The 13,861-nt window shown below is 70.3% G+C and carries 11 protein-coding genes; 6 read left to right on the forward strand and 5 right to left on the reverse strand.

Annotated features, from left to right (window positions below; genetic code table 11):
• The first annotated feature begins 2 nt into the window (after positions 1-2).
• The 5 genes from QH948_RS12475 to QH948_RS12495 all read left to right on the forward strand — a co-directional run bounded on the left by QH948_RS12475 (position 3) and on the right by QH948_RS12495 (position 5,216).
• On the forward strand, positions 3-458 hold the full coding sequence (locus QH948_RS12475) for a DoxX family protein (protein WP_281144682.1): 456 nt from the start codon (positions 3-5) through the stop codon (positions 456-458).
• A 67-nt stretch (positions 459-525) separates the two neighbouring features.
• A complete protein-coding gene (locus QH948_RS12480; RefSeq protein ID WP_281144683.1) occupies positions 526-1,254 on the forward strand; it encodes a response regulator transcription factor in 729 nt (242 codons plus the stop codon).
• A gap of 2 nt (positions 1,255-1,256) precedes the next feature.
• Positions 1,257-2,714 carry a sensor histidine kinase gene (locus QH948_RS12485; RefSeq protein WP_281144684.1) on the forward strand — a complete coding sequence of 486 codons (1,458 nt, stop codon included), beginning with the start codon at positions 1,257-1,259 and terminating at the stop codon, positions 2,712-2,714.
• A 349-nt stretch (positions 2,715-3,063) separates the two neighbouring features.
• Positions 3,064-3,732, forward strand: coding sequence for a deoxyribose-phosphate aldolase (gene deoC / locus QH948_RS12490; protein ID WP_281144685.1), 669 nt, complete (start codon positions 3,064-3,066; stop codon positions 3,730-3,732).
• Positions 3,733-4,007: 275 nt separating this feature from the next.
• Positions 4,008-5,216 (forward strand): IS110 family RNA-guided transposase, encoded by a 1,209-nt coding sequence (locus QH948_RS12495; protein WP_281143793.1) that lies wholly within the window; start codon positions 4,008-4,010, stop codon positions 5,214-5,216.
• Between the two features lie 254 nt (positions 5,217-5,470).
• Here the strand turns inward: QH948_RS12495 and QH948_RS12500 are convergent, their stop codons facing one another.
• On the reverse strand, positions 5,471-7,357 hold the full coding sequence (locus tag QH948_RS12500) for an ABC transporter ATP-binding protein (RefSeq protein WP_281144686.1): 1,887 nt from the start codon (positions 7,355-7,357) through the stop codon (positions 5,471-5,473).
• Positions 7,358-7,440: 83 nt separating this feature from the next.
• Here QH948_RS12500 and dcd point away from each other — a divergent pair, with 83 nt between their 5' ends.
• Positions 7,441-8,016, forward strand: coding sequence for a dCTP deaminase (gene dcd, locus QH948_RS12505; protein WP_219082898.1), 576 nt, complete (start codon positions 7,441-7,443; stop codon positions 8,014-8,016).
• 3 nt (positions 8,017-8,019) lie between these two features.
• Here the strand turns inward: dcd and QH948_RS12510 are convergent, their stop codons facing one another.
• The 4 genes from QH948_RS12510 to QH948_RS12525 all read right to left on the reverse strand — a co-directional run bounded on the left by QH948_RS12510 (position 8,020) and on the right by QH948_RS12525 (position 13,841).
• Positions 8,020-9,279 (reverse strand): RDD family protein, encoded by a 1,260-nt coding sequence (locus QH948_RS12510; RefSeq protein ID WP_281146199.1) that lies wholly within the window; start codon positions 9,277-9,279, stop codon positions 8,020-8,022.
• A 61-nt stretch (positions 9,280-9,340) separates the two neighbouring features.
• On the reverse strand, positions 9,341-11,629 hold the full coding sequence (locus tag QH948_RS12515; protein ID WP_281144687.1) for a transglutaminase-like domain-containing protein: 2,289 nt from the start codon (positions 11,627-11,629) through the stop codon (positions 9,341-9,343).
• 14 nt (positions 11,630-11,643) lie between these two features.
• A complete protein-coding gene (locus QH948_RS12520) occupies positions 11,644-12,876 on the reverse strand; it encodes a DUF58 domain-containing protein (protein WP_281144688.1) in 1,233 nt (410 codons plus the stop codon).
• A complete protein-coding gene (locus QH948_RS12525; RefSeq protein WP_219082891.1) occupies positions 12,876-13,841 on the reverse strand; it encodes an AAA family ATPase in 966 nt (321 codons plus the stop codon). The genes QH948_RS12520 and QH948_RS12525 overlap by 1 nt, the downstream gene beginning before the upstream one ends.
• Positions 13,842-13,861 lie beyond the last annotated feature (20 nt).

Genomic DNA, 13,861 nt, shown 5'->3' on the forward strand with positions numbered 1-13,861 from the left:
GGATGCAGACCTTCCTCAGGGTCGTCCGCGACATCGCACTGCTCGCGTCACGCATCGTCGCAGGGCTCACGCTCGTGGCGCACGGCTGGCACCGCTGGCAGGTGTCCGGACTCGAGGCGCAGGTCACCATCCTGGCCGACGCGGGACTCCCTGCCGCGCAGGGGCTCGTCGTCACCACCATCGCCTTCGAGCTGATCGGCGGCGTCCTCCTGGTCTTCGGGTTGGCGACGCCGCTCATCGGGCTCGGCATGGTCGTGCTCAACGTCACCGTGATCCTCACGGTCCGCGAGCACGCGGGCTTCTACCTCACGGCGGGGGGTTGGGAGTACAACGCGATGCAGGCCGCGATGGGCCTGGTGTTCCTGACGCACGGCTCGGGGCGCGCCGGCCTGGACAATCTGTTCATCCGACCGGCCGGAGATCAGGAGCCCCTCATCGAGACCGAACCGGCGTCCTGAGCAACTGACAGGTAAGACACAGGTTGGGCATAGCCTGTGAACACGCTGAGATGAAAAGGTGGGCCTCATGGCCATGACAGAACCCCTCAGCCGCCCCGACGGGACCCCCATCCGCATCCTCGCGGTCGACGACGAGCCGAGCCTCATCGAGCTCCTCGCCATGGCCATGCGATACGAGGGCTGGGAGGTCCACACGGCCAGCTCCGGCACTGACGCCGTGAAGGCGGCGCGCGAGGTACAGCCCGATGCGCTCGTGCTGGACATGATGCTGCCCGATTTCGACGGGCTCGAGGTGATGCGCCGTGTGCGCACCGAGCAACCGGACGTGCCGGTGATCTTCCTCACGGCGAAGGACGGTGTCAGCGACCGGATCGCCGGCCTCACGGCGGGCGGTGACGACTACGTCACCAAGCCGTTCTCGCTGGAGGAGGTCATCGCTCGGCTCCGGGGCCTGCTCCGTCGCTCGGGCGCGACGACAGTTCGCCCCGACACCCAGATCGTCGTCGGGGATCTGATCCTCGACGAGGACTCCCATGAGGTCACGAGGGCCGGGGACCATATCCACCTGACCGCGACGGAGTTCGAGCTGCTGCGGTTCCTGATGCGCAACCCGAAGCGGGTCCTGTCGAAGGCACAGATCCTCGACCGGGTCTGGAACTACGACTTCGGTGGGCAGGCCAACGTCGTCGAGCTGTACATCTCCTACCTGCGCAAGAAGATCGACGCGGGCCGGGAGCCCATGATCCACACCATGCGCGGGGCCGGCTACGTGCTCCGCCCGGCCGCCGGTCAGTGAGCATGCGCCGCGGTTCGCTCGCATCGCAGCTGCTGCCGCGGCTCGTCGTCACCGTCGCCGTCATGGCGGTGCTTCTGTGCCTCACGACGCTGTTCGGCGCCCACGCGATCCTGATGTCGCAGCTCGACACCGAGCTGGACTCGACCCAGGCCAGGCAGGCGCGCGGCTTCGACCGCCCCGGATTCGGTGACTCCGTGCCCGGCATCGACGCGGCCGGCGTGCGGGTCGGCACGGTGATGGCCGTCGAGCTGAGCAACGGCACCGCGCTGGCCGGCCGTCTGGCCGACGCCACCAGCGCCGGGGTCGCGACCACGGTCGAGCCCCTGTCCGACACCGCGGTGGAGGAGCTCCTGGCGGTCCGGGGCGACGGCGAGAAGTACACGCTGACGCTGACCGGCTACGGCGAGTTCCGCGTCGAGGCGCGGGCGACCTCGCAGGGTGGAACCATCATCATCGGCCTGCCGACCTCCGAGATCAACCGGTCCCTGCTGTGGCTCGGCATCTTCGCCGGCAGCGTCTCGCTCGTCGCCATCGGCGCGACCGCGCTGGTCACCCGGGAGGTGCTCGGCCGCGCTACCGGCCCGTTGGTTGCCCTGACGAACACCGCCACCGAGGTCAGCCAGCTGGAGCTGGAGCGCGGCGCCGTCGACGTGCCGCGAGTCGAGGACTCTCAGCAGCCGGACACGAACGAGGTCTCCCGCCTGGCCACCGCCTTCAACCACATGCTCGACCGCGTCGAGAGCGCCCTGACTGCCCGCGAGGCGTCCGAGGTCAAGCTCCGTCGCTTCGTCGCCGACGCCTCGCACGAGCTCCGCAACCCGCTGGCGGCGATCCGCGGCTACGCCGAGTTGGCCCAGCGCGCCCCGGAGGGACAGGATCCGGCCTTCGCGCTCGGCCGGATCGACGCTGAGGCCAAGCGGATGAGCAAGCTGGTCGGCGACCTGCTGATGCTGGCACGGCTCGACTCGGACAAGCAGGTCGAGCCCCGCCCCGTCGACGCCGTCGAGGTCGTCCTCAACGCCGTCAGCGACTCGCAGGCCGCCAGTCGCGACCACGCGTGGCTGCTCGCACTGCCGGATTCCGAGGTCACCGTGCTCGCCGACGCTGATCAGCTTCATCAGGTCATGGTCAATCTGCTGTCCAACGCCCGCACGCACACGCCCGCCGGCACGACCGTGCGCACCTCCGTGCACACGCGCGAGGGTCGCGCCGTGATCGAGGTCTCCGACGACGGCCCCGGCATTCCACCCGAGACGCTCCCCCACGTGTTCGAGCGCTTCTCCCGCGCCGACGACGCCCGCGCGCATTCAGCAGCCCACTCGACGGGCCTAGGCCTGGCCATCGTCCGCGCCGTTGTCGAGGGATTCGGTGGCAGCGCCACCGTCTCCTCCGCCCCGGGCGCGACCACCTTCCGCGTGGAGCTCCCGCTCGCCCCGCGGCCGCCGGTCGCCGCTCACTGAACCGGGTTCCGCGCACAAACATGCCTATACCGGGGCTGCTGCTCCCATGTTGCAGCTGGCCCGAAATAGGCATTGTTATGCCGGAAGGGGGAACCGGAGGGACTCAGGGAATGGGGCCGCCGAGGCAACGTTGCTTCTTGTTCCACTTCGTCCAGGTGCCATCAACTGCTTCCTCACGGTCCGAGCCGGTCTCCCTTGCGCCAGCTGAGTAACCCTAGACACTCAACCTCGATTCGGCCAGCTCTCGAACTAATCTCTTTTCAGAATGCCGGCCGACGCTCACCCGGAGTGAGCGATGCCCCCGCGGTAGCCTTGGGGGACTGTCACCATCCCTTCACTTGGAGTCCGCATGGAGATCACCCGCACCGCCCTGGCCAAGATGGTCGACCACACGCTGCTGAAGACCGACGCGACACATGCGCAGATCTCCGCGCTCGTGGCCGAGGCCCGGGAGCTGGGCACCTTCTCGATCTGCGTGTCGCCGTCGATGCTGCCGATCACCGATGAACTCGGCGAGGTCAAGGTCGCCACCGTGTGCGGCTTCCCCTCCGGCAACCACACCCCCGCCGCCAAGGCCGCCGAGGCCGCGGAGTCCTCCAAGCTCGGCGCCGATGAGGTGGACATGGTCATCAACATCGGCCTGCTCAAGGAGGGGCGCGCCGACCTCGTCGAGGCCGAGATCGCGGCCGTCCGCCAGGCGACCTCCGGCCTGCTGAAGGTCATCATCGAGTCCGCTGCCCTGACCGACGAGGAGATCGTCGCCGCCTGTAAGGCCGCCGAGGCCGCCGGTGCCGACTACGTCAAGACCTCCACCGGCTTCCACCCCGCGGGCGGCGCCTCCGTGCACGCAGTCGAACTGATGGCCGCCACCGTCGGCGGTCGCCTCGGAGTCAAGGCCTCCGGCGGCATCCGCGACTACGCCACCGCCAACGCGATGGTCGAGGCCGGCGCCACGCGCCTGGGCCTGTCCGGCACGCGCGCCGTCCTCGACGGCTCCACCGACGACGGCGACTACTGAGCAGGCCGTTCCGCCTCGCTCCGCTCGGCGCCCTTCGACGCTGATACTTGTTAGGTCCTCGTCTCGGCGGGGTGTGGCTCTCCCTTCGACTGACTTCGTGTCTTGGGTTTGATCTGTCCACTCCGCCCGGGGCGGGGACACATTCTCGGAGTCCTGCCCGGGGACCCGTGGCATGTCTTGATAGGAGCCTGGGGCTTGATTGGCAAGCCGCCGTCAGCGTCCTGACTGCCTGGTCCCCGAGCAGGTGTCACCCCCCTTGAAAGGCGACACCTCACATGATGCCAACCCATCCATCCACAGTGGTAGCGGGAGTCGATACCCATCTCGCCACCCACCACGTCGCGGTCCTCGACCACACCACCGGGGCACTCCTCGGCGACCTGGAGATCGAGACCAGTCTCACCGGGTACCGCCAGCTGCTGGACTTCGTCACTTCGTTCGGGACGGTCGCACTGGTCGGGGTCGAGGGAACCTCGTCGTATGGGGCGGGCCTGTCCCGGTTCCTGACCCGGGCCGGGATCGCAGTGCGTGAGGTGATCCGCCCGAAACGCGCCGCCCGCAGACTCCATGGCAAGACCGACCCGTTGGACGCGATCCTGGCCGCCCGCACCCTCCTGACCGGCGAGACCCTCCCCCTGCCGAAACCCGGCACCGGCAATGTTGAAGCGATCCGGGTCCTCCTGACGGCGCGGGAGTCCGCGGTCAAGGCCCGCACCCAGGCCATCGTCCAACTCAAAAGCCTGCTCGTGACCGCCCCGGACCAGGTCCGCGACACCTACCGCCGACTCACTGGGAAGGCCCTCCACGCGAAGCTGGCCGCCTGCCGACCCCACGGCCCCGTCGACCAGTCCTCCACCATGACCGCGCTGCGGTCCCTGGCGCGACGGATCCGTGACCTCGACGACGAGATCAACCTCCTCAACCCCCAGCTGCAGACCCTGGTCGCCCAGACAGCACCCGGCGTCCTCGATCTCGTCGGGGTCGGGGTGATCTCCGCCGCCCAACTGCTGGTCACCGTCGGCGACGACCCGACCCGGATCCACTCGAAGGCAGCGTTCGCGAAACTCTGCGGCGTCGCCCCGATCCCCGCCTCCTCCGGCAAAACCCACCGGATGCGCCTCAACCGCGGCGGAGACCGACGCGCGAACCGGGCCCTACACACCATCGCCCTGGCCAGAGCCCGCATCGATCCTGACACGATCGCCTACCTCGCGAAGAAACAAGCAGAAGGCAAAACCCGCCGCGAAGCGACCCGCTGCCTCAAGCGCTACATCTCCCACCTGATCATCACCGCGATCTGGACCCCACCCGTGGTCCCACCCATCAACGACCTCAGACCCCTCCGCCACGCCAAAGGCCTCACCACCACCCAAGCCGGCCACGCACTCGGCGTCTGGCCAGCCCGCATCTCCGGCATCGAACGCGGAACACTGCGCAACGACACCCTCACCACCCGCTACAGAGAATGGCTCACAACCGCTTGACACCACATAGGAGCATCAAGCTCAGGGAACCGGGTCGTTGAGCCTGTCGAAACGCCCTGAGCGCAGCGAAGGGGAACAGGTGGCGTCTGGCTCAGGGAACCGGGTCGTTGAGCCTGTCGAAACGCCCTGAGCGCAGCAAAGGGGAACAGGTGGCGCCTGGCTCAGGGAACCGGGTCGTTGAGCCTGTCGAAACGCCCTGAGCGCAGCGAAGGGGAACAGGTGGCGTCTGGCTCAGGGAACCGGCCACGGAGCGGCTACCGCGCGTCGGCGTCGTCGAACTGCGTCGAGTACAGCGTCGCGTAGTGACCGCCGGCGGCCAGCAGCTCTTCATGCGTGCCGGACTCGACGACGCGCCCGGCCTCGACGACGAGGATCCGGTCCGCGTGGCGCACCGTCGAGAGGCGGTGGGCGATGACGATCGACGTGCGGCCCTCCCGCGCGGTGTCCAGGGCTACCTGCACGGCGGCCTCCGACTCCGAGTCCAGGTGCGCCGTCGCCTCATCCAGCACCAGGATCGGCGGTGCCTTCAGCAGCAGCCGGGCGATCGCGAAGCGCTGACGCTCGCCGCCGCTCAGCCGGTAGCCGCGCTCCCCGACGACGGTGTCGAGCCCGTCGGGCAGGCGGCGGACGAGGTCGGCGATCTGCGCGGACTCCAGCGCCCGCCACAGGTCCTCATCCGTGGCCGACGGCTTCGCATAGCGCAGGTTCGCGCCGACGGTGTCGTGGAACAGGTGGGCGTCCTGCGTGACGTAGCCGACCTCGTCCTGCAGCGACGCCAGCTGCAGCTCGCGCACATCGGTCCCGGCCACCTGCACGCTGCCCGAATCGACGTCGTACAGCCGCGACACCAGGTGTGTGATCGTGGTCTTCCCCGACCCAGAGTGACCGACGAGCGCCACGGTCTGGCCAGGCCGCGCCTCGAAGCTGATCCCCTTGAGCACCGGCTCCGACGGCGTCTCCTGCACCGCGGCAGCGGGCTCCAGCGACGGCAGCGAGACCTCCCGGGCGTCGGGATAGGTGAACACGACGTCGGTGAACCGCACGCTCGGCGGCCCGGAGACCGGTCGGGCGTCGGGGGCGTCGACGATCAGCGGCGTGAGGTCGAGCACCTCGAACACCCGCTCGAAGCTGACCAGGGCACTCATCACGTCGACGCGGAGGCTTGCGAGCTGCATCAGCGGCCCGTACAGGCGGGCCAGCAGCGCCACCAGCGCCGTCAACGTGCCGACGGTGAGCTGCCCCGAGATGGCCGACAGCCCGCCGAAGCCGTAGAACACGGACGTGGCCAGGGCCCCGACCAGCGTCAGGGCCGTCATGAACACCCGGGAGATCATGGCGATCCTGACGCCGCTGTCGGCCACGGCGCGCGCGGGCCGCGCGAAGGTGGCCTGCTCTGTGGCATGGTCGCCGAACAGCTTCACGAGCAGCGCCCCCGAGACGGAGAAGCGCTCCGTCATCGTCGCCGACATCTCCGCCTGCTCCTGCATGCGGTCGCGCGACAGGTCCGCGAGCTGCGACCCGATCCGGCTTGCGGGGACCATGAACACCGGCAGTAGGACCAGCGCCGCCAGCGTCAGCGGCCACGACAGCGCGAGCATCGACGCGAGCACCAGCACCAGCGTCACCGCGTTGGACACCAGCGTGGACAGCGTCGACGTGAACGCCTGCTGGGCCCCGGTGACGTCCGACTGGAGCCGCGAGACGAGTTTGCCGGTGTGCGAGCGGGAGAAGAACGCGAGCGGCATCCGCATCACGTGGTCGTAGATCTCGACGCGCATGCGGAAGATCAGGTCTTCGCCGATCCGGGCCGAGCACCAGCGCTCGAGGATGCTGACGGCCGCGGACAGCAGCGCCATCACCGCTACCACCACGGACAGGGTGACGACGAGGCCGCGGTCGCCGGCCAGCACGCCGTCGTCGATGATCCGCTGGAAGAGCAGCAGCGGGACCACGGACAGCGTGCTCCCCGCGACGGTGGCGACGAGGAACACCACGATCATGCCCGTGAACGGTGCACCGTAGGCGATGACCCTCCGTGCCGTGCCGCGGTCGATCTTCGCGTGCGCGATCTCAGGATCGGCCGCCAGGCGGCCGAGCACCCGTCCGCCGCCCCTGAATCCCCCGCCGTGCCCGACACTCATCCGCGCTCCTCCCTCCGACGCCGACGGCGTCCACTCTCCCCCATCTTCGCGCGCGCCGCGCCCGCGCCGGTAATGTTGCGGTCATGCTGCTGAGCGACCGCGACATCCGCGCCGAGGTTTCCGACGGAGGCATCACCCTGGATCCCTGGGATCCCGAGATGGTGCAGCCGTCGAGTGTCGACGTGCGTCTCGACAAGTACTTCCGCGTGTTCGAGAACCACCGCTACCCGTCGATCGACCCGGCCGCAGAGCAGCCGGAGCTCACGCGCCTGATCGAGGTCTCAGACGGCGAGGCCTTCGTGCTGCACCCCGGCGAGTTCGCGCTGGCCTCGACGTACGAGACGATCACGCTGGGCCCCGCCGTGGCGGCCAGGCTGGAGGGTAAGTCATCGCTCGGGCGCCTCGGGCTGCTGACCCACTCGACGGCGGGTTTCATCGATCCCGGCTTCTCCGGCCACGTGACCCTGGAGCTGTCGAACATGGCGACGCTGCCCGTCAAGCTGTGGCCCGGCATGAAGATCGGCCAGTTCTGCTTCTTCCGTCTGAGCTCACCGGCGGAGCACCCCTACGGCTCCGCGCAGTACGGGTCGCGGTACCAGGGCCAGCGCGGCCCGACGCCGTCGCGCTCGTTCCTGAACTTCCACCGCACCCAGGTCTGAGCGTCAGCGCTCCGGCCGCCTCAGCACGGTGAACCACCGGTTGCCGTAGGAGACCTGCTGGCTCTCCTTCACACGCACCTGCGTGTCGGCGGGGCACGGTTCCAGCTCGCCGCCGGCCGTCACCAGCGCGGTGCCGTTGGTCGATCCTCTGTCGACGACGAAGACGCCGCGCAGGTCGGTGCCGATCAGCACGTGCGTGCGGGAGATCATCCGGCCGTCGCCGGAGGCGGGAACCAGGTGCACATCGCGGGGGTCGTCGGCCGACTTCTGCGGGTTACGTCCCAGCAGCACGGTCACCGTCAGGTCGACTTCGCGGCCGTCGTCGAGGCGCACGAACCAGCCTGCATCACCGGGCCTGCCTCCTGACGTGGGCAGCTGCGCGATTCTGGTCCCGTCGGCCTCTTCCACCTCCCCGAACTCGCGCTGACGCACGCGCGGCCGCCCCGACGACGGTTCCAGCACGGACGACGGTGTAGGCAGCGGGATCCACTGTGGGGTGGGCCGGGGTCCGGGCGCGAGCGGCGTCTCTGCGGTCGGGGGCAGCGACGCGCCGAAAGGGGACGGCTGCGGGGACGGCCCGGTCTGGGGCGTCCAGCGGGGCGAGGGCGGCGGGGTCCACGCCGTCTGCTGTCCCGCGGGCACTCCGCCGTCGAGGGGCTCGGACTGCACCCCGGGGAGCCAGTCGGGGGCACTCGGATCGGGCGCGAAGGCGGCGTAGTTGTTCGACGTGCCGGGTTGCGGGCTGAACGTGCTGGCCAGATGCGGGGGAAGACCGACGGTAGTGGGGCGTTGGGAGGCCGCCTGCGGCTGCGCCGGGGACTGAGCCGGGGCGCTACGTCGCTGCACGAGGACCGACCCGGCGGCCAGGTCGTGCCAGCCCTGGCGCCGTTCGTGGATCACCAGGAAGATCAGCAGTGCGATGCCGCCGACGACCGTGGACATCAGGGCCACGTAGACGGCCTCCCGCAGGAAGAAGCGCCACCAGCCGATCGGCTCCCCGTTGCTGAGCGACACCAGCCTTAGCCCCGTCGCGCGCGCACCGATCCCGGCACCGCGTGTCGCGTAGGCCCACCACTGGTAGAGGGCGAATCCGGCGGCGAGCACGCCGCCGAGGACCACGGCCACCAGCGTGGCGGCGGCGGCGTCGGCCACCGTGGCGATGAGGAACTGCAGCAGGTAGATCGCGACGAAGGGGGCCGTGTCGATGACCGCGGCGAGCAGGCGCCTGCCGAGGCTCGCGACCACCACGCCCCGTGGGATCATCCGACTCAACTCACTCCTCCTCGCGCCTGAACTCCAAGACTACAGCGACCTGGCCCTGCCCTCAGGTGCCGTGCCCACCGCGTCGACGACCGGCTTCGGAGCGTCGGAACGACCTGGTGGAGAGGAACGACCATACCCACCGGAACGAGGACACCGACCTGCGCATTCCGCGGCGCACCGCGCCGGTCGCTCCCCAGTAGGCCACTGCGTCCGCCTCCGTCGGTTCCTCGGGCGCGAAGACGACGCCGTCGGCCTGCTTGGCCAGCGTCACCGGGTCCCCATGGTCGGCAAGCCGCGGGAAGTCCGCCACCATCGCCTCCGCCTGCTCGCTGCGGGTGGCCGAGATGGACGGAGAACGACCGATGTCGCGGGCCCGGTCCACGAGCTCTGACCAGGCTCCGGCGACGCGGTTGGCGGTGACGGGGTCATGGCGGCGGCGGGTGCGGCGGCGTGCCTTGAGGCCGAGGATCAGCGCGATGGGCACGACGACGGTGAGCAGGGGGATGCCGGTCAGCGCGACGAGCGCCCCGATCTGCGCCCAGTCGATCTGTCCCTCGCGCTGCGGGGGTTCGCCCGGGTCGATGGGCAGCTCCTCGTCGGCGGGCGGCACGACCGGCCGCTGAGGAGGCGGTGGCGGGTTCTCGACGTAGGGCTGGGTCTCGGGCGGCTTCGGCTGGTCCTCCTCGTCCCAGACCCGGTCCGTCGACGGCGTGGGGTCGAAGGTGACCCAGCCGAGGCCGTCGAGGTACAACTCCGACCACGCCCCGACCTGGTCTCCCGTGATCGTCTGCCCAGATCCGACGCGGTAGCCGTAGATGACGCGCGCAGGGATGCCGAGCTCACGGGCCATCAGCGCCATGGCGACGGCGTACTGCTCGTGGTCGCCGATCATGCGCGACGGGTCCGTGACGAGCGTGATGAGGCGCCGCGCGGAGTGTCCGGGCAGCGACGCCGCCTCGTCGTCCTGGCCGTGGCTGAAGTACCCCTGGCGGAGGTTCCGCTCCAGCGTCAGGGCCACGTCCCCGGCGGTGGCGAGCCCGTCGCCCCACGCGTGCGCGAGGCTCACGATCTCGTCCGGCACGCCGGCCGAGTCGGGAAGCTGGTAGCTGCCCGCGGAGGCGACCGCGATCTCGTCGTCCGCGGGTCGCTGCGCGACGCGGGCGCCGAGCGTGTACGTGTCCCCGTCCGCAAGGCCGGCCGTGGCCAGCCCGGTGCCGGAGCTGTGGTTGTAGTAGAACGAATCGCCCAGCGTGACGGCCCGATCGCCGGTGAAGGCGATGCTCGTGGTGCGCCCGATCGTCGGCACCCACACGCCGCCGAGGCCACGGACCGTGACGTCGACCTCCCCGTCGACGCCCTCGCTGTCGTCGTCGATCCACTGCCCCACACGGGTGAACGTCGTGGCCTGCATCGCCTCGTCGTCGAGGCTGGAGACCCGGTAGCTCAGGCCGTCGTACTCGTCGAGGGTCGCGACGCGGATGATCTGCCCCTCGGTGGCCCCGGCGACCTCCAGCAGCGTGTCGGTCCGCTCCCGGGTGATGTTGAGCCGGTAGGCCTGCAGCGGCGACGAGTACTGCTCGGTGGAGATGGGTGGCTCCAGCTGCGCCCGCACCGTCTCGCGCTGCTGACCACCGGCCAGTGCCGGGGCGACCGCAACGGCGGCGGCCGCCGCGACGGCCAGCATCGCGACGCCGGAGAGCAACCGCCAGGGCCGCAGCCTCGCCCGCACGCCCGTGAGCCGTCCGCGGTCGACGCCGCGCCGGTAGGTGGTCCACACCAGGCACGTGACGAAGAACAGCGCGCCCGTCAGATACGGCTGGAAGGCAGCCTGCGTGCCCACCAGGACACCGACGAGGTAGGCAGCTGCCAACGGGACGAAGGCCAGCATCGGGCGCGAACTGCGCAGCGAGACCAGCATCGCCGCGAGCGCCGCCACGAGGGCGACGAGGCCGGGCACGGTCAGGAGGTTGAAGGTCTCGCCGATCGGCGGATCCAGCAGGAGCATGTCACGCCAGGCGGTGACGGGACCGAGCAGCAGCCCGTAGAGCGTCCGGCCCGTCGGGACGACGAAACCGACCGTGGACGACGGCATGGCGAGCAGGCCACCGAACACGAACCAGGCCACCACGGCGGCTCCCAGCACCGCCGCAGCCCCCCACCGACGCCAGGTCGAGAGCAGCGCGATGCCGATGCCGACCGCGCCGAAACCGAGCACGGTGACGAACAGCCAGCCGGTGCCGTAGACGGGCCAGAAGGCGAACGCGACGAGCACCAGCAGGCCGAGCACCGCGGCAGCGTCGACCGCCGCCCACCGCGCGGACCCCCCGAGCAGCTGCCCGAAGTGACTCACGCCCCGCCGCGCCCTCACGAGGCGGCCTCACGCATGGCACGGGGCAGTTCCTCGAGCGATCCGACCTGCAGCAGGGTCGTGTTCGCGACCGTCCGGGCCCGCAGCGGTGCCCCCGCCGCGACGCGGATCCCCACCACGCGCATGTCGATGTCGAACCTGGCGCACGCCTCCCGCACGGCCGTCAGCGTGCTGGACGACCCCGTGACCACCACGGCGATCGAGGCCCCCGGCTCGCGGAGCACCGTCGAGCCGACAAGATCGCCGACGCCGCCGCGGGTGGTCTGCTCGACCAACGACAGGGAGTCGAGGGCACGGCCGGGGGTCACAGCCGTCAGCTCGTCACGCGTCGTGAGCAGCGCCAGCGGCGACTCGGCGTAGATGCTCTGCAGAGCCAGCGACCCGGCGCACGAGACGGCGAGTTCGAACTCCTCGGCGTCGAGGTACGACGATCGGCCGGTGTCGAGCGCCACGACGATGCGCGACATGCGCGACTCCTCGTACTGGCGCACCATCAGGCGCCCGGCCCGCGCCGTGGAGCGCCAGTGCACGTGGCGGCGGTCGTCGCCGGCGACGTAGGGGCGCAGCGCGTGGAAGTTCATGTCGGACGACGACAGGTGCACGCTCGCGTGGCCCTCCAGGTCGTGCACAAAACCCGTCTGGCGACCGGGCAGCGGCACGGTCCGGGGGTGGACGTACAGCTCCAGCTCCTCAGTCCAGCGCCGCTCGCGGCCGGCGAGGCCGAACGGGTCGCCGAGCACGGAGTTCGCGGGACCGACCAGAACGAGCCCACGCCTGGCCGTGGGGATCCGGAACCGCTCCGTGATCCCCTCCCCCGGGCGGATGGAGCGCAGCTGGAAGCTGGCGACGGTGTCGCCGACAGGCAGGTCGAGCCGGGACCCCCAGTGACGCCGCCCCGATGCGTTGCGCACCTCCAGCGTGCCGGCGGCCGGTTCCCCCACGACGACGGACCTGCGCGTCAGGTCCACGCTCACGCTCAGGTCGGCCCTGCCGATGGTGAAGAGCAGCGCGAGCAGCACCGTCACGGAGGCGAGCACGCCGACGACGACGAACTCGGCCCACCCGAACGCCACGCCCAGCGCGAGGCAGGAGACGGAGACGGTCAGGGTCAGCCACCCCGCGGTCCGCATCCCCGTGACCTCGCACACGCGGCGGTAGGCCGTGGCGAGCCCCTCGGCGCTCGGCCGCTCGACCTCCTCGGGGACCTCCCAGCGCGCGGCAGCCGTCATCAGGCCGGCTGGCGCTCGGTCGGCGGGGGCACGGCGCCCAGGATCTGGGCCATCACGTCGACGCTCTGCACCCCGTTGAACTCGGCCTCCGGGTCGAGGATGAGGCGGTGCGCGAGGCAGGCGATGGCCAGCATCTTGACGTCGTCGGGGACGACGAAGTGGCGGCCCTGGGAGGCGGCCCAGACGCGCGTGGCCCGCACCAGCGCCAGCCCGCCGCGGACCGACACCCCCAGCCGGACGTCCTCGGCGCCGCGGGTCGCCTCGGTGAGCCGGACGATGTAGTCCAGCACGGACGACTCGATGTGCACGGACGCGGCGAGCTGGCTCATCTCCGTGACCTGCGACGACGTGACCACGGACGGCAGCGCGGCGGAGCGTGGCCTGCTGCCACCGCTGGCGAGGATCCGCATGGTGGCCTGGCGGTCGGGATAGCCGAGGGTGGTCTTCATCAGGAAGCGGTCCAGCTGCGCCTCCGGGAGACGGTAGGTGCCGGCCTGCTCGATGGGGTTCTGCGTCGCGATGACCATGAACGGCTGCCCGACGGGGTAGGACTGCCCGTCGACGGTGACACGGGCCTCCTCCATGACCTCCAGCAGTGCGGACTGAGTCTTTGGCGAGGCGCGGTTGATCTCGTCGGCCAGCACGATCGAAGCGAAGATCGGGCCCTGGTGGAACTCGAACTCGCCCACCTTCTGGTCGAAGATCGTGACGCCGGTGACGTCGGAGGGCAGCAGGTCGGGTGTGAACTGGATCCGCGAGCTGGTGCCCTGCACCGACTGCGCGATGGCCCGTGCCAGCGTCGTCTTGCCCGTGCCGGGGTAGTCCTCCAGCAACAGGTGTCCCTCTGCAAGCATGCACGTGACCGCGAGCCGGATGGCCTCGGTCTTGCCGACGATGGCGCGCTCGACGTTGTTCACGATCGCCGCGAAGTTCTCGCCGAACCAGCGTGCCTGTTCAGGATTCATGAGTCTCGTCCTTCATCGTC

It is taken from the genome of Tessaracoccus lacteus (assembly GCF_029917005.1).
GTDB classification, from domain to species: Bacteria; Actinomycetota; Actinomycetes; order Propionibacteriales; family Propionibacteriaceae; genus Arachnia; species Arachnia lactea.